Source organism: Roseisolibacter agri, assembly GCF_030159095.1.
Taxonomy (GTDB): domain Bacteria; phylum Gemmatimonadota; class Gemmatimonadetes; order Gemmatimonadales; family Gemmatimonadaceae; genus Roseisolibacter; species Roseisolibacter agri.
This window is the reverse complement of record NZ_BRXS01000001.1, coordinates 400,591-416,014: the sequence shown is the minus strand read 5'-3', so window position 1 is coordinate 416,014 and position 15,424 is coordinate 400,591. Positions and strand designations below refer to the sequence as shown.

General features: G+C 75.3%; 12 protein-coding genes. 6 read left to right on the top strand and 6 right to left on the bottom strand.

Annotated features, from left to right (window positions below; genetic code table 11):
* Positions 1 to 8: 8 nt before the first annotated feature.
* The 4 genes from rosag_RS01760 to rosag_RS01745 form a co-directional block, all read right to left on the bottom strand.
* Positions 9 to 2,765, bottom strand: coding sequence for an ABC transporter permease (locus rosag_RS01760; RefSeq protein WP_284348287.1), 2,757 nt, complete (start codon positions 2,763 to 2,765; stop codon positions 9 to 11).
* The gene (locus rosag_RS01755) at positions 2,765 to 3,106 is read right to left on the bottom strand and encodes a PadR family transcriptional regulator (RefSeq protein WP_284348286.1); all 342 of its coding nucleotides are present in this window, start codon (positions 3,104 to 3,106) and stop codon (positions 2,765 to 2,767) included. The genes rosag_RS01760 and rosag_RS01755 overlap by 1 nt, the downstream gene beginning before the upstream one ends.
* A 100-nt stretch (positions 3,107 to 3,206) precedes the next feature.
* A complete protein-coding gene (locus rosag_RS01750) occupies positions 3,207 to 3,788 on the bottom strand; it encodes a hypothetical protein (RefSeq protein ID WP_284348285.1) in 582 nt (193 codons plus the stop codon).
* Positions 3,789 to 3,839: 51 nt separating this feature from the next.
* A complete protein-coding gene (locus tag rosag_RS01745; protein WP_284348284.1) occupies positions 3,840 to 4,589 on the bottom strand; it encodes a hypothetical protein in 750 nt (249 codons plus the stop codon).
* 151 nt (positions 4,590 to 4,740) lie between these two features.
* On the opposite strand from rosag_RS01745, the gene rosag_RS01740 reads away from it, so the two are divergent.
* The 4 genes from rosag_RS01740 (at position 4,741) to rosag_RS01725 (ending at position 9,694) form a co-directional block, all read left to right on the top strand.
* On the top strand, positions 4,741 to 8,172 hold the full coding sequence (locus tag rosag_RS01740; RefSeq protein WP_284348283.1) for an ATP-binding protein: 3,432 nt from the start codon (positions 4,741 to 4,743) through the stop codon (positions 8,170 to 8,172).
* Positions 8,173 to 8,229: 57 nt separating this feature from the next.
* Positions 8,230 to 8,769 (top strand): GNAT family N-acetyltransferase, encoded by a 540-nt coding sequence (locus tag rosag_RS01735; protein ID WP_284348282.1) that lies wholly within the window; start codon positions 8,230 to 8,232, stop codon positions 8,767 to 8,769.
* A 107-nt stretch (positions 8,770 to 8,876) separates the two neighbouring features.
* The gene (locus rosag_RS01730; RefSeq protein ID WP_284348281.1) at positions 8,877 to 9,338 is read left to right on the top strand and encodes a DoxX family protein; all 462 of its coding nucleotides are present in this window, start codon (positions 8,877 to 8,879) and stop codon (positions 9,336 to 9,338) included.
* A gap of 2 nt (positions 9,339 to 9,340) precedes the next feature.
* Positions 9,341 to 9,694 carry a YciI family protein gene (locus tag rosag_RS01725; protein ID WP_284348280.1) on the top strand — a complete coding sequence of 118 codons (354 nt, stop codon included), beginning with the start codon at positions 9,341 to 9,343 and terminating at the stop codon, positions 9,692 to 9,694.
* Between the two features lie 12 nt (positions 9,695 to 9,706).
* On the opposite strand, the gene rosag_RS01720 is transcribed toward rosag_RS01725, so the two are convergent.
* Positions 9,707 to 10,180 (bottom strand): DUF983 domain-containing protein, encoded by a 474-nt coding sequence (locus rosag_RS01720; RefSeq protein WP_284348279.1) that lies wholly within the window; start codon positions 10,178 to 10,180, stop codon positions 9,707 to 9,709.
* A gap of 90 nt (positions 10,181 to 10,270) precedes the next feature.
* Positions 10,271 to 12,010 (bottom strand): serine hydrolase, encoded by a 1,740-nt coding sequence (locus rosag_RS01715; protein ID WP_284348278.1) that lies wholly within the window; start codon positions 12,008 to 12,010, stop codon positions 10,271 to 10,273.
* Positions 12,011 to 12,092: 82 nt separating this feature from the next.
* On the opposite strand from rosag_RS01715, the gene rosag_RS01710 reads away from it, so the two are divergent.
* The gene (locus rosag_RS01710; protein ID WP_284348277.1) at positions 12,093 to 12,905 is read left to right on the top strand and encodes a substrate-binding periplasmic protein; all 813 of its coding nucleotides are present in this window, start codon (positions 12,093 to 12,095) and stop codon (positions 12,903 to 12,905) included.
* Positions 12,902 to 15,415 carry an ATP-binding protein gene (locus tag rosag_RS01705; RefSeq protein ID WP_284348276.1) on the top strand — a complete coding sequence of 838 codons (2,514 nt, stop codon included), beginning with the start codon at positions 12,902 to 12,904 and terminating at the stop codon, positions 15,413 to 15,415. Before rosag_RS01710 ends, rosag_RS01705 begins: the two co-directional genes overlap by 4 nt.
* Positions 15,416 to 15,424 lie beyond the last annotated feature (9 nt).

Below are 15,424 nucleotides of genomic sequence, written 5' to 3'. Positions count from 1 at the left end.
CGGCGCGACTACTCGTCGCGCAGCGCCTCCGTGGGCTGCACCGCGAGCCCGCGCCGCGCCGGCCCGAGCGTCGCCAGCAGGCCGACGGCGATCATGAGCACCGCGACGCCGGGCAGCAGCAGCACGCCCGCGCCCTCCATCACGCCGGTGCCGATCGCGCGGGCCACCACGACCGCCAGCCCGAGGCCCGCGGCCACGCCCACGCCCAGCTGCGTGCTCGCGCGCGCGAACACGCCCGCGAGGATGCGCCGCGGGTTGGCGCCGAGCGCGGCGCGGATGCCGATCTCGCGCCGCCGCCGCGTGACGGTGAACGACATCATCGCGTAGATGCCCGTCGCGGAGAGCAGCAGCACGCTGCCCGTCACCGCCACGACGCCGATCGCCAGGTAGAGCATCGAGCGCCGCTCGTGGTACTCGAAGTCGGAGGCCGCGGACACCTCCTCCAGCTGCAGGTTCGCGTCGACGGCCAGCGCGACCTGCCGCAGCCGTCCCCCGAACGCCGCCGGCGACGAGCCGCGCGTGCGCACCGCGACGTGCAGCGGCCCGGTCGCCTGGGCGACCGACATCGGGAAGTACATCGCCGGGTCCTCCTCCCCCCCGAGGCCGACCTCGAGCGAGAAGTCGGGGACGACGCCGACGACCTCGAGCCACGGGCCGGCCACCAGCTCGCCCTCCGCACCGCCCTCCTTCGGCGTCAGCACCCGCACGCGCCGGCCGAGGACCGGACCGCCCGCGAGCCGGCGGTCGGCGAACACCTGGTCGACGACGACCGCCGTCGCCCCCTCGTGCGCGTCGGCCTCGGTGAACGTGCGCCCGGCCACCGTCGGCACGCCGTACACGCCGAAGAAGTTCGCGCCGACGTTGCTGGTGCGGACCCACGGATCGTTCGCCCCTCCCGGACCCTCTGCCCCATCCGACATACGAGGGGCGCCCTCGACCTCGATGCGCGCCTGGTTCTCGCGGCCCGGGATGTTGGTCGTGAACGTCACGCCGGCCACCGCGGGCTCGGCCTCCAGCCGGCGGAGCAGCTCCGCGGTGCGGTCGCGGAAGCGCGGCAGGATGGCGACCGCGCTCGTGTCGCCGCCCGGGACCGGCAGCGTCGCGTCCCGGTCCATGAACACGCGCGCGCCCAGCAGCGCGGCCGCGTCGTACCCGGGCTCCGTGGCGCCCTTCCGCACCGAGTCGCCGGCGATGCCGATGGCCGACGGGAGCACCGCGACGGCGATCGCGACCTGCACGACGATGAGCGCGGTCCACAGGCGCCCGAGCTGCTGCGAGGCGCCGCGCGTCGTGAGCTGCTGCAGGCCGGTCTGCGCGCGGCGGCCCGTGACCTTGAGCGCGGGAATGACGCCCACGATCATGCCGGCCAGGATCGCCAGCCCCGCGGCGTACGCGATCAGCCCCGGCGTGAGGCTGAGGTCGAACCAGAAGGGCACCGTCACGTCCGAGCCGGGGCCGCCGTGCAGGCGGCTCAGCTGGCGGAACGCCGCGGCCGTGATCGACAGCCCGATCACCGCCGCGATCGACGAGAGCACGAACGCCTCGACGAACAGCTGCGTGATGATCCGCCGGCGGCTGGCGCCGAGGGCGCTGCGCATCGCGATCTCGCTGGTGCGCGTCGCGACGCGGGCGTACACGAGGATCGCGACGTTCGCCGCCACGAGCACCAGCAGCAGCGCGACGGACGCCTGCAGCGTGCGCGCCGCCATCACGGCGCTGGGATCGCTGATCCCCATCAGCGGGAACGTGTACGGCATCACCTGCGGCCGCAGGTGCTGGTGCGTCGCGGGGAAGGTCGTGGCCATGCGCGCGCCGACGACCGACAGCTCCGCCTGCGCCTCGTCGAGCGTCGCGCCGGCGGCCAGGCGGCCGAAGACGAAGACGTTCCCACCGCCGCCGGTCTCCACGTCCGCCACGCGCTGCTGCAGCGGGACCCAGTACTTGTGCGCGAACGGGAAGCCGAACCCCGCCGGCATCACGCCGACGACGGTGTGCACCTCGTTCCCCAGGCGCACGGGCCGGCCGACGATCGCGGGGTCTGCGTCGAACACGCGCCGCCACTCGTCCTCGCCGATCACCACCACCGGGGCCGCGCCCTCGCGCTCGTCCGCCTCGAGCAGCGTGCGGCCCATCAGCGGCGCGGTGCGCGTGAGGCCGAAGCCCGACGCCGTCATGCGCGCCAGCTTGACGCGCTCGACGCCCTGGCCGGGGAGCACGAGGTTGCGCCCCGCGGACGCGAACGCGCCGATCTCGCGCACGGTGCGCAGCTGCGTGCGCCACGCCGCGAGGTCGCGCAGCGTCTGCCGCTCGTCGCCCGGGTTGGCCACGTCCGCGTTCTGGATCGCGACGATGCGGTCGCCCTCGGGCAGTGGCAGCGTCGGGTCCATGAAGGCGTTGATCGCGCCGACGTAGCCCGCGCCGACCGCGATCGCCACCGACATGCCGATCACGGAGACGATCGAGAGGCCGGGATACTTCTTCAGCATGCGCGCGCCGAGCTTCACGTCGAGCCACGAGACGCGTAGCGAGTCGAACGGGGCGAGCCCGCGCGCGGCGCGCGCGTCCTCCTGGTGGTTGGCGATGCGCCCGAACTCGACGCGGGCGCGGCGCGCGGCCTCCGCGGGCGCGACGCCCGACCGCACGAGGTCCGCCGTGCGCAGCTCCAGGTGGTGCCCGAACTCCTCGGCCATCTCGGCCTCGAAGTCGCGGCGGCGGCGCAGGCCGCTCCAGAGCGAGCGGGTGCGCGCCATGATCGAATGCAGCATCAGACCTCCTGCGGCGTGACGGCCAGCGCGCGCGCCATCGCCTGGGCGAGGTGCTGCCAGCTCGCGGTCTCCTCCCCCAGGCGCCGGCGGCCGGCGACGGTGAGGTGGTAGTACTTGGCGCGCCGGTTGTTGTCCGACGTGCCCCACTCGCTGTCGATCAGCCCCTGGTGCTCCAGCCGGTAGAGCGCGGGGTAGAGCGCCCCCTGCTGGATCTGCAGGGCGCCGCCGGAGATCTGCTCGATGCGCAGCAGCACGCCGTAGCCGTGCAGGCGGCCGAGCGAGACGGCCTTGAGGATGAGCAGGTCGAGCGTCCCGGGCAGGACCGCCGCATGGTCGGCCATCGTGTTCTCCTAGATCGGTTAGGAGACACGATGGGGCCGCTCTCCTAACCTGTCAAGGAGAGCGGCCCCCGCCGATCGGTGGGACCGGACGTGGCCCGCCTCAGCGCACCTCCACCCACCCGTACATGTTCGTCGGGACGAAGTGGAAGACGAGCGTGCAGATCACGAGGTAGCGCCCCGGCCGATCGAACGTCGCCGCGTCGGGCGTCCACGTCATCCGCTCGAACGAGATCGGACTGAGCGCGAGACGGTTCGCCGGGTCGTCGATCAGGACGTCCGGAAACGTCCCCCACGGCGTCTCCGCGTCGGCCAGATGCTCGGCGTCCACCCGGATGTCGGCTGGCCGCGTGCCCGGCGCGTACACGGCGATCTGGTGGACCGGGAAGGACTCGAACGCGACCGTCTGCCCGCGCGCGATGACGACGGTGCCGGGAAAGACCCGGTCCACCGCGTGCCCGGCCTGCGTGTGCGGCATCGCGCTCGGCGACATCTGCGCGAAGGCGTTCATGTCCGGGCGGCCGAAGCGCATCGTCGCGCCCACCAGCGGCAGCGCGGCGGAGGCGCTGCGAGCGGGCGTGGCGGACGGCGCGGGCGCGGTCGGCGCGTCGGCGGGAGCGGCGCAGCCGACGACCGCGGCGAGGAGGACGAGGGTGGCGGAGCGGCGGATGCTGTAGGGATGCATGGGTCGTGAAGTCGTGGGAGAAGAAGGAGATGAAGGAGCGGCGTGGCTCGGTCAGGCGGCGACGGTCTGGCTCGCGACCGCATCCGCGGCCGGCGCGCGCCGCGACGCGACGCCACGAACCAGCGCGACGCTGACGGCGATCCACCAGAGGAACGAGCCCAGCCAGCCGATCCCGCCCCCGACGTTGTGCAGCAGGTCGCCGCCGAAGACGACCCACGCGCCCGTCGCCGCCATCTCGAGCCCGATCGCGACGCCGAGCCACGCCAGCCAGCGCGCCCCCACCTGCGCCTCGCGCAGGGTGAGCCCGGCCGCCACGCTGAACAGGCCGAGCGGGATCACCGAGAGGTGGGCGAGCATGTGGCCGAACTCATCGAGCGCGCGCGGGATCGCCGCGTCCGTCGCGTGATGCCCGACCGCCGCGGTCGCCGCCGCACCGGCCTGGGCCGCGACCAGCATCCCCACGGCGGTCACGGCCATCAGCAGCGTCACGGTCGGCAGGACCCCGGGCTCTCCGCCGGCCGCGCGCGTGGCCCGCTCGGCGCGCCGCGCCACGACGGCGGCGAACACCAGCACCGCCATCGCGCCCAGCATCCAGACGAACACGCCCCGCATGGTGCCGTCGTAGTAGGTGCGGAAGTGCGCCAGCAGCGCCGCGTCGGTGCCGCCGTGCGACGGCGGACCGGGGGCGAAGGCGCCGGACATGAAGATCAGCACGCTCGCCAGCGCGCCGCTGGCGCCGGCCCAGCGCTCGACGCGGCCGACGGTGGGCGGGGTGGCGGGCAGGTAGACGGTCGGGGACATGGATGTCTCGAGGCTCGGGGTGGTCTGACTGGCTCGGCCGTGGCGCCGTAGATTCGGACGTTCGGACGCCTCGGCCGATCGGCGGCGGAGGTGGCGGAACGATCCGCGGCGGGCGTCACGGCGCCATCACCAGCACCGTCAACTCGCTGACGTGCCGACAGTTGACGCTCCTCCCCCGCACCGCCTCCGGACCCTCGGCGCCCTCGAGCTGACGGCCCCCGACGGCTCGGTCGTGTCGGCGCACCGGCGCGAGCTGCTCCTGCTGGCCTACCTCGCGGGGCACCCTCGCCGCGCCGACACGCGGGTCGCGATGGCGACCCTGCTCTGGGAGGACCGCGACGACGCCCGCGCCCGCGGGTCGCTGCGGCAGGCGCTCTTCCGCCTCCGGCGCACGCTGCCCGACGTCCTGCTCCTCGACGGCGAGACGGTGGCCCTGGCCCCGGATCGCCTCGTGACCGACGCGGGCGAGCTGCTACGCCTCGCCGCCGCGGACCGCCTCGACGACGCGATCGCCCGCTGGACCGGCGACTTCCTGGGCAACGACGAGCCCGCCGAAGGCTCCGCCCTCCGCGAGTGGGCGGACGCGGAGCGGGAGCGCCTGCGCGTCGCCTACCGTCGCGTGCTCGACCGCCGGGTCGTGCAGGCGGAGTCGGCCGGCGACTGGCCGGCGGCGGTCGCGGCGGCGGAGCGGCTGGCCGCCCTCGACCCGCTCGACCCGGGCGCCGGCGGGCGGCTGGCCACGGCGCGGCGGCGGGCCGGCGACCCGGCGGGGGCGCTCGCCGGCCTCGACGCGCTGGCGGCGCGGCGGCGCGCGGAGCTCGACGCGGGGCTGCCACCGCGCCTCACGGCGCTCGTCGAGGAGCTGCGCACCGAGCTGGCCGACCGCTCGGCTCGCTCGGCACGTGCGGAGCTCCGCCAGGCCCCCGACGGTGCGGACGACGCCGCGCGGGCACGGCTGCTGGCGGCCTGGCGGCACGTGGCGGAGGGTGCGGACCCGGTCCTCGTGACGGCCGTGGCGGGCGCCGGCCGCACCCGACTGCTGGAGGAGCTGCAGGCGACCGCCGCCGCCGACGGCGCGATCGTGCTCGCCGCCCGCGGCTACGCCGCCGACCGCGACGTGCCCTGGGCGACGGCGCGCCCGCTCCTCGCGCCGCTGGCCGACGCGCCCGGGCTTGCGGGGCTCGCGCCGGCGGCGCTCGCGCGGCTGGCGATCGTCATCCCCGCGCTGCGCGACGCCTTCCCCGCCCTGCCCGCCGTCACGTCCGACGACTGGGGCGTGCTGGACGCCGCGCGCGCCGCGATCGAGGAGGTGGCGACCGAGGTGCCGGTGCTGGTGGCGGTCGACGACCTGCCGCGCGCCGACGCGATGACGCGCCAGCTGGTGCTCGCGCTCGCGCGACGGCTCCCGATCGCGGGGCTCTGCGTCGTGACCACCGCGCGCGACGACGAGCTCGCGCCCATGCCCGAGCGCGCGGCGCTGCTGGACCTCACATCGCTGCACCGGGTCGCGCTGCCGCCGCGAGCGTCGATCGAGTCGAGCGCGATCGATGCGCCACCTTCGGCCGCGCACGCGCCGTGGTGGCGCCGGCGCGCCATCGCGCTCGCCGCCGCGCTGGGGATCGCCACGATCGGCGCCGGCGTCGCGGTGCGCGCCGCGCGCGATCCCGATGCGGCGCTCGACGCGTCGCTCGTCGCTGTCGCGCCCTTCGACGTCGCGGACGCCGACCTCACGCTCTGGCGCCACGGCATGGTGGACGTGCTCGCGCGCCGCCTGGACGGCGCGGGCGCGCTGCGCACGGTGCCGCCCACCACCGTCATCCGCGGCTTCGAGGGGCGCGGCGATCCCGCCGGCGCCGCGGCGCTCGGCGCACGCACGGGCGCGGGCCTCGTGGTGTACGGCGGCATCGTGCACGCTGGTCGCGACTCGGTGCGCCTCGAGGCGCGCCTGTTCGACGTGCGACGCGGCACCGTCGTGGGCGAGGTGCGCGTGCACGACGCGCTCGCCGCGATGGACCGCGCGATCGACGCGCTGGGCATCGGGCTGCTGCGCGAGCTGGCGCGCGACCGCCCCATGGGTGCGGTGCGCACCGCGGGGATCAGCGCCGCGTCGCTCCCGGCGCTGCGCGCGTTCCTGGCGGCCGAGCAGCACTATCGCGGCGGCGAGTTCCAGCGCGCGAGCGCCGCGGCCGAGCAGGCCGTCGCGCTCGACAGCGGCTTCGCGCTCGCGTGGCACCGCCTCGGCAGCATCGTGTTCTACGAGGACGTCGAGACCGGTGCGCGGCACTTCCTGCGCGCAGCGGAAGCGCGTGTGGCGACCCCCTTGTCGCCGCGCGACAGCACCGTGATCGCGCTCGACTCGCTGCGCGGCGCAGCGCTGCTCGCGGGCGCGCGGCGCACCGACCGCGTGCCGCCGCTGGAGCTGGCCGCGCCGTACATGGAGCGCCTGCGCCACGCCCTGCTGCGCTTCCCCGAGGACCCCGAGTTGCGGCTCGCGCACGCCGAGGCGCTCGTGCGCCTGGGCGCGGCCGTGCGCAGCACGCGGGACGAGCAGCACGCCGCGTACGAGCGCGCGATCGCGCTCGACTCGGCGTTCTTCCCCGTGTACGTCGAGGCGGTCGGCATCGCGCTCGCCACGCACCACCCCGAGCGCGCGCGTCACCACCTGGCGACGATGCTGCGCCTCGCGCGCCAGCCGCAGAACGTCGCCGGCGTCGCCACGCTGGCGGCCGTCGTGCGCGCGGACGGCACGGCGGACACGCTCGCCCTCGCGCGCTTCCTCTCCACCGCGTCGCTCGGCGACCTCGCGATGGCGTTCGTGCTCCTGGCCAACTGGCCCGACGCGGCGGCCGTGCCCGTGCGCATCCTGCGGCAGGGCGAGATCGTCGCGCGCCGCGAGCGCCCCGAGGTGTGGACGCGCGACGTGGAGCCGATGCTGCGCGCGCAGCTGGACCATCGCGGCCGCCTCGCGGAGCGCCGCGCCCTCGGAGGCGAGGCCATCGCACCGGCGGCGCTGGTGCGCGACGCGATCCTCGGCGCCGTTCCGCAAGCCGTCGGCGACAGCGCGGCCGCCGCGTGGCTCGCGGGCGACGCGCCGTGGAGCGATCCGCAGCCGCTCGTGTGGCTGGCCGAGCGTGCGGACACGCTCGCGCTGCGCCGCTTCCTCGCGCGCGCCGAGCGCACGCCGAGCGCGCGGATCGCACGCGCGTACGTCGCCCTCGCGCGGCGCGACACGGCGGGCGCGCTGGCGCAGCTGCGCACGCTGGACTGGCGCGACTGCCCCACGCGCTGCGTCGCGAACGACGTGCTGCGCGCGCGGCTGCTGCTGGCTACCGGCGCGGTGGCGGAAGCGCGCACGCTCGTCGCCGGCGGCAGCCCCGCCGCGTGGCAGCAGCCGCCGAGCGCGTACGACGTGCTGTGGATGCTGACGCGCGCGCGGGTGGCGGAGCGCGTGGGCGATCGCGCGCGCGCGGCGGCGGACTATCGGAGCGTGGTCGGGCTGTGGGCGACCGCTGATGCGCCGCTGCAGCCGCTGGTGGCGGAGGCGCGGGCGGGGCTGCGACGTGCGACCGCGCAGCGGAACTAGCGCACGGCCGTGTGCGCGGCACTGGACGCACGCGCGGCGGCGGTCCACACTGCGAGCATGACTCCTCTCGTCCGACCGGCGACGCTCGACGACGCCCCCGCGCTGAGCCGGCTCGCGGCCAGCACCTTCCGCGAGACCTTCGCGCACGAGAACACGCCCGAGGACATGGCGCGCTACGTCGCGGAGGCGTTCACGCCCGAGCGGCAGGCGGCCGAGCTCACCGATCCCGCCGGCACCGTGCTCGTCGCGGAGTCGAGCGCAGACATGGGCGCGGCCGGCGCGGAGCTGGTGGGCTACGTGCACCTCGTGGCGGGACCCGCGCCCGCCGCGGTGCAGGGACCGGCGCCGCTGGAGCTCAAGCGCCTCTACGTCGCCCGCGCGTGGCACGGGCAGGGCGTGGCGCAGGCGCTCATGGACGCGGCCCTCGACGCGGCGCGTGCGCGCGGCGCGCGGTCGCTCTGGCTCGGCGTGTGGGAGCGGAACCCGCGCGCGGTCGCCTTCTACGCCAAGTACGGCTTCGCGCGCGTGGGCGAGCACACGTTCCGGCTGGGCGACGACGCGCAGACCGACTGGCTGCTGGCCCGGCCCCTCGACTGATCCGCCGCGCCGTTTCCGCGCGATGTCGATCCGCGGGCCGCTCGCTCGACGTCCCTGTGAAGCCCGTTCGCGAGGGCTCGCCCACACCCGCCACAGGAGACGCCACGATGACCACGCCGACGACCTTTGCCAACGCGGCCCGACCGGCCGGGATCGCCCACCGTGAGGCCGGTGCAGCCGCTGCCGCGGCGAGCAGCCGGGCGGTGCTCGCGGGCCGCATCCTCAGCGGGCTCGCGCTCGCGTTCCTCCTCGTCGACAGCGTCATGAAGGTCGCGCGGCTCGCGCCCGCCGTCGAAGGCACCGTGAGCCTCGGCTATCCGGCGTCGGCGATCCTCGGCATCGGGCTCCTGCAGCTCGCCTGCGTCCTGCTCTACGCGGTCCCGCGCACGGCCGTCCTCGGCGCGCTGCTGCTCACGGCGTACCTGGGCGGCGCGGTCGCGACGCACGTCCGCATCGCGAGCCCGCTCGTCACGCACGTCCTCTTCCCGGTGTACGTGGCGGCGCTGCTGTGGGGCGGGCTGTACCTGCGCGAGCCCCGGCTCCGCGCGCTCCTCCCCTTCCGCCGCTGAGCATGCGCTACCTCTGCCTGATCTTCCTCGACGAGCAGACGATGCGCGCGCTCCCGCCCGACGAGATGCACGCGCTGAACGTCGGGCACCTGCGGCTGAACGACGAGCTGCGGGCGAGCGGCCATCTCGTCGAGGCGGAGGCGCTGGAGCCGGCCGCGACCGCCGTCACGGTGCGGCCGCGCCGCGAGCGCGTGGTGGTCACCGACGGCCCGTTCACCGAGAGCAAGGAGCTCGTCGCGGGCTTCTACCTCATCGAGGCCGCGGACCTCGACGAGGCGATCGCGATCGCGGCGCGCTTTCCGGGCGCGCAGCACGGCGCCGTCGAGATCCGGCGCGTGATGCCGCTGCCCGTGTAGCGAACGGCGCGACTACCGGATGGCGTCGCGCTCGGTCTCGTACGCGCGCGTGGCCGAACGGTGCCACTCCAGCTCGGACGCCGTGACGGGGCGCAGCGTGAGGTCGAACGCGAGCCAGAGCAGCTTCGCGAACGGGAAGAACGCGAACAGCTCGACGAGCACGAGCAGCGGCAGCCCGTTCTCCAGCAGGTCCCACGGCGTCGCGCGTGTCACGAGCAGCGTGACCACGAGGACGGCGTAGGAGAACAGGCCGATCAGCGTGAAGAGGATGAACGCGAAGCCCATCACGGTGTCGTGCTCGCCGCGCTGCAGCCGCAGCCCGCACGTGCCGCACTTCAGGCGCAGCTTCATCCAGTGCTCCAGCACCGGTCCGTGGCCGCAGTTCGGGCAGCGCAGCAGGAACGCGCGCCCGAACAGGCGCAGGGTGCGGCCGAGCGTGGGGAGCTCCATCCCCGTCTCGGAATCCATCTCGGGGCCGTGCGTCATCGTCGACTCCAGGGTGTGGGCCGGCGGCGAGAATTCGCATGCGCCGGCACCCTGGAGAAAGCTAACAGCGTCGGTGCGGATCGGACGCGGCTATCGCGCGCCGTCCGTGCGCACGAAGGCGACGCCCCGCGCGCGCGGATGGCTGATCTCGAACCCGGCCACGCGCCCGCCGCGGCGCGTGAACCGGATCGTGTACTGCCCGCTCACGAACGCGTCGCGGAAGACGGCCCGCGCGACGAGCCCGGGCGTCGCGCCCGTGCGCAGCACGAGCGTCGAGTCGTGCACCTCCACGCGATAGGTCGCGTCCAGCTCGCGGCTCGCGTACGCGCCGGCGTACGTCGCCAGCGCGGCCCGGTCGAGCACCGGCGCCACGGGCGCCTGCCAGACGAACGTGTCGACGCGCCGCCCCGGTGCGAACCAGCGCACCCGGAAGCCGGGGTGCGCGCCGTCGCCGAACGCGAGCTCCAGCGGCACGCCGACGATGCGCGCGCGCCGCGCGTCCAGCGCCTCGATGCGCTCGCCGCCGTCGCGCCGGTTGTACAGCACGCCGTCGCGCGCGGTGAACTCGACCACCTGCCGCGTCCCGGGATCGAGGTACACGCCGGCCCACGCGAGCGTCCGCGTCTGGTCGGGCGCCACGGCGGCGGTCGCCGCGGGCGGTGGCGACGGCGTGGGGCGCGGGCCAAGCGCGAGGTCGGCCACCGCGTGCCCCAATCCGACCGGGTCGAGCGCGGCGGCGTTGCAGAGGAGCGCGACGGTCAGCGCGGGCTCCATCCATCGCCCCAGATACGCACGGAACCCGGGGTCGCGCCCCTCGTGCTCGGCCACCGTCAGCCCGCGGTCGCGCGCGAGCGCGAGCCCCAGGCCGTAGGCGAGCGTGTCGCCGTTCGCGAGCACGCCGGGCGCGTGCATCCGTCGCACGAGCGCCGCATCGTCCGGCGCCGGGTGGTCGAGGTGCGCGCCCCAGCGCAGCAGGTCGCCGACCGTCGTCTCGAGGTTCGTCGAGCCGACGACGTCGAAGTTCGGGACGCTGGTGCGCCAGCCGGCGCCGCGGCGCGCGTAGCCCACCGCGCGGCCGGGGACGAGCGTCGCGACGTCGTCGCGCAGCCGCGTGTGTGACATGCCGAGCGGCGCGAGGATGCGCGACGTCACGAAGGATGCGAACGGCTGCCCGCTGACGCGCGCCACGACGTGCGCGGCGAGCAGGTAGCCGGTGTTCACGTACTGGTGCTCCGTGCCCGGCGCGAAGTCGACCGTCCGCTGCCGCGCGATCATCGCCATCGCGTCCGCGTCGGTGATGCGGTCCTCCTCGAACCGGCCGCGCGCGAGGATCAGCAGCTCGAAGAAGTCGCGCAGCCCGCTGGTGTGCGTGAGCAGGTGGCGGATGGTGATGCGGTGCCCGTAGTCCGGCAGCTCGGGGACGTGGCGCCGCACGTCGTCGTCGAGCGAGAGCTTCCCGTCGCGCTCCAGCAGCAGGACCGCGTACGCCGTCACCGACTTCGCGAGGGAGGCGGCGTGGACCACCGTGGCCGGCGTCATCGGCGCCGCCGACTCCAGGTCGGCCATCCCGTAGCCGCGCTCCAGCACGACGCGGCCGCGGTGGCCGACGCCCACCGCGCATCCCGGCCGGTCCGTCCCGCGCCACCGGTCGAACAGGCTGTCGACGCGCGCGGCGAAGTCGGGCCGGTGGACCGGGAGCGCGTCCGCCGTATCGGCCGGCGCGGTCCGGGCCTGCGCCGCCCCCGCGGCCGGCAGGGCGACCGCCAGAGCGATCGCCAGGGGGAGCGCGAGGGTGCGCGGCCGTGTGGCGAGGAGCGTGCGGGGTGCCATGTGCCGTCGGACAGCGGGGCCCCGGCCCGGGTTTGTGCCCGGTGCCTTTACGATCATGACACCCGTGTCACATAATTGGCCCATGCAACTTCGCCGTGGCCCCAGCCAGCTGCCCGCGCTCGCGTTGCTCGCGCTGCTGGCGGGCGCCGAGCCGCCCCGGCGCGAGACGATCGACATCGGCGTCGAGGACGCGGCGGCGCCCTGGTCCCAGGCGGACGGGACCGGCTACGCCAACGACGTCGCCCGCGCCGCGTTCGCCGCGGTCGGCGTCGACCTCCGCATGCACGTGCTCCCCTACGCGCGCTGCAAGCAGCACGTGGTGCGCGGCGAGCTGATCGCCTGCGTCAGCATGTCGCCGGCACCGGAGCTGGACGGCGTCGTGCGCTTCTCGGCGAAGCCGCTCTTCGTGTTCGCGTGCGACTTCTTCGAGAACCCCGCCCGCCCCCTCCCCCCGCGCATCGCCGACTTCCGGCCCGGCACGCGCGTCGGCACGGTCCTCGGCTACGAGTATCCGCTCGAGATGATGGAGGCCCTGCGGCGCAGCGGCGCGGTGCTCGAGGCCACGCCGATGGAGGAGCTGAACCTCCGCAAGCTGGCCGTCGGCCGGCTCGACGCGGCGATCGTGAACCGCGACGCGGTGAAGTCGCCCGACTGGGTCGCGGCGCGGGCCGGCGTCACCGGCAAGGTGCGCTCGGTCTTCCGGACGGGCGGGATGCCGGCCTACGTCGGCTTCAGCCTCGTGCACCGCGGCGGCGCCGCGCTCGCCGCGCGCTTCGACGCGGGGCACGCCCGCATCATCGCCAGCGGGGAGCGCGACCGCATCCAGCGCCGCTGGATCGCGCGCAACGCCTCGGCCGGCGCCACGCGCGCCGCGACGCGCGCCACGACGCGATGAGGTCCATCTCTCGCCGACTGCTGGTCGGGCTGACGGCGGCCGTCGGGATGAGCGCCGCGCTCACGGTCGCCCTGCTCGCCGCCTACGGGATGCGGAGCGCGCGCACCGACCTCCAGACGCAGCTCGAGTCGTCGGTGAGCGCCTTCGCGCGCATCATCGAGCCGGCGCTCTGGGACATGGACTTCGACCGCGCCGAGCGCCTCGCCGAGGCGTTCGGGCGCGATCCGCGCATCGCGAGCCTCACGGTGCGCGAGCGCAGCACGGGCACGACGCACGCCTTCGTGCCGCTCCGCACCGCGGACACGGTGGTGCGCGCGATGGAGGTGCGGCGCGGCGATCAGATCATCGGCGAGGTGCGCGTCGCGTTCGACCGCGGCTACTACCGGAGCCAGGTCCAGCGCCAGGTCGTCAACGCCGCCGTCGTCTCGCTGATCGCGCTCGTGGCCACGCTGATCGGGCTGCGCATGCTCTTCCGGCGGCTGTTCCAGCGCCCGCTCTACGACCTCTCCGGCGTCGTGCGCGGCTACGCGGAGGGGCGCCACCCGCCGTTCGCGAGCGCGGTCCCGTACCGCGAGTTCGCGGAGCTCGGGCGCGTGCTCGACTCCATGAGCGCGCAGATCCGCGAGCAGCTCGCCGCCCTCGGCGCCGCGAACCGCGAGCTGGCCGCGCGCAACCGCTTCCTCGCGATGACGACCGCGGACGTGGAGCCGAACGAGCTCGTCGCCGAGGCCGGCCGCGAGCTGCGCGACCTGTTCGGCGCGACCCGGGTGCGCGCCGAGGTGGCGCCGGCGGCGGCCCTCGCACGCGGCGACGGCGCGGACGACGGCGCGGACGATGGTGCGGACGACCACGCCGCCGCCGTCGCGGTGCCGATCGTCCTCAACGCGCAGCCGGTCGGCCGCATCGCCCTCGCCCGCGAGCGCGAGCGCCCGTTCACGCCCGCGGAGCTGAACCTCGTGAACGCCGTGGCAGCGCAGCTGGCGTCGGCGATCTCGCGCAACCGTGCGCGCGCGGCCGAGCGCCTGCTGCGGGCCGCGATCGAGCAGCTGCCCGAGAGCGTCATCATCTGCGACCGCCAGCTGCGGATCGTCTACGTGAACCCGGGCTTCACCGCGACCACGGGCTACACGGCCGAGGAGGCGATGGGGCGGAACCCGCGGGCGCTCAAGCGCGTGAGCGAGCCGGACGCCTCGGGCACCGCGATGCTGGCGGCCATCGCGGCGGGCGAGCCGTGGGTGGGGCGCCTCACGAACGCGAAGAAGACCGGCGAGGTGTACTTCGAGCACGTGGTGATCACGCCCGTGCGCGACGAGCGCGGCGAGATCACGAACTTCGTCGCGATCGGCCGCGACATCACGGCGGAGATGCAGCGCGACGAGCAGTACCGGCACGCGCAGCGGATGGAGGCCGTCGGCCAGCTCGCCGGCGGGGTCGCGCACGACTTCAACAACATGCTCGGCGCGGTGATGCTGCAGCTGGAGCTGCTCGGGCTGGAGGACGACCAGCCGCCGGCGTTCCACGCGGCGCTGCAGGAGATGCGCGAGCCGCTGGAGCGCGCGGCGAACCTCACGCGCCAGCTGCTCGCGTTCAGCCGCCGGCAGGCGATGCGGCTGGAGGTGCACGACCTCAACACGATCGTCGCCGAGATGCTGCGCATCCTCTCGCGCGTGCTCGGCGAGCGGATCGAGATCGACTTCGCGCCCGCGCCCGAGCCGGTGCCGCTGGAAGGCGACGCGGGGATGATCGAGCAGGTGATCGTCAACCTGTGCGTGAACGCCCGCGACGCCATGCCCGCGGGTGGGCGCCTCGGCATCGCCACGCGCCTGATCGTCGGTGACGACGACGCCGAGCATCCGGGCGCCTGGGCATGCCTGGAAGTGCGTGACAGCGGCGTCGGCATGACGGCCGAGGTGCAGTCGCGCATCTTCGAGCCGTTCTTCACGACGAAGGACGTCGGACAGGGCACGGGGCTCGGCCTCGCGACGACGCACGGCATCGTGGCGCAGCACGGCGGCTGGATCGACGTCGAGAGCGTCGTGGGCGAGGGCTCGACGTTCCGCGTCTACCTCCCCGCGCGCCCCGACGCGACGCCCGCGGTGCCGCTCGCGCGCGGGCTCGACGTCGGCCGCGGCGATGCGACGGTGCTGCTCGTGGAGGACGAGCCGCTGGTGCGCCAGATGGTGTCGTACTCGCTGCAGCGGCTGGGGCACCGCGTGCTGGAGGAGACCAACGGCCCCGACGCGCTGCGCCGGTGGGCCGAGCACGGCGACGCCATCGACCTCGTGATCACCGACATGGTGATGCCGGGCGGGATCAGCGGCGTGCAGCTCGTGGAGCGCATCCGCGAGACCGCGCCCGACGTGCGCGCGATCGTGATGAGCGGTTACAGCCGGCACCTCGCGTCCGACGTGCTGCCGCCGGGCATCCGGTTCCTGCCGAAGCCGTTCTCGCTCGCGGTCCTCAGCGACGCGATCGACCAGGCGCTCGGCCGCGGCGCGCCGCAGCGGTAGTCGCGCGCC

Coding starts and splice junctions, on each gene's coding strand:
- rosag_RS01760 (WP_284348287.1), bottom strand. CDS start 2,765: ATGCTGCATTCGATCATGGCGCGCACCCGCTCGCTCTGGAGCGGCCTG.
- rosag_RS01755 (WP_284348286.1), bottom strand. CDS start 3,106: ATGGCCGACCATGCGGCGGTCCTGCCCGGGACGCTCGACCTGCTCATC.
- rosag_RS01750 (WP_284348285.1), bottom strand. CDS start 3,788: ATGCATCCCTACAGCATCCGCCGCTCCGCCACCCTCGTCCTCCTCGCC.
- rosag_RS01745 (WP_284348284.1), bottom strand. CDS start 4,589: ATGTCCCCGACCGTCTACCTGCCCGCCACCCCGCCCACCGTCGGCCGC.
- rosag_RS01735 (WP_284348282.1), top strand. CDS start 8,230: ATGACTCCTCTCGTCCGACCGGCGACGCTCGACGACGCCCCCGCGCTG.
- rosag_RS01730 (WP_284348281.1), top strand. CDS start 8,877: ATGACCACGCCGACGACCTTTGCCAACGCGGCCCGACCGGCCGGGATC.
- rosag_RS01725 (WP_284348280.1), top strand. CDS start 9,341: ATGCGCTACCTCTGCCTGATCTTCCTCGACGAGCAGACGATGCGCGCG.
- rosag_RS01720 (WP_284348279.1), bottom strand. CDS start 10,180: ATGACGCACGGCCCCGAGATGGATTCCGAGACGGGGATGGAGCTCCCC.
- rosag_RS01715 (WP_284348278.1), bottom strand. CDS start 12,010: ATGGCACCCCGCACGCTCCTCGCCACACGGCCGCGCACCCTCGCGCTC.
- rosag_RS01710 (WP_284348277.1), top strand. CDS start 12,093: ATGCAACTTCGCCGTGGCCCCAGCCAGCTGCCCGCGCTCGCGTTGCTC.
- rosag_RS01705 (WP_284348276.1), top strand. CDS start 12,902: ATGAGGTCCATCTCTCGCCGACTGCTGGTCGGGCTGACGGCGGCCGTC.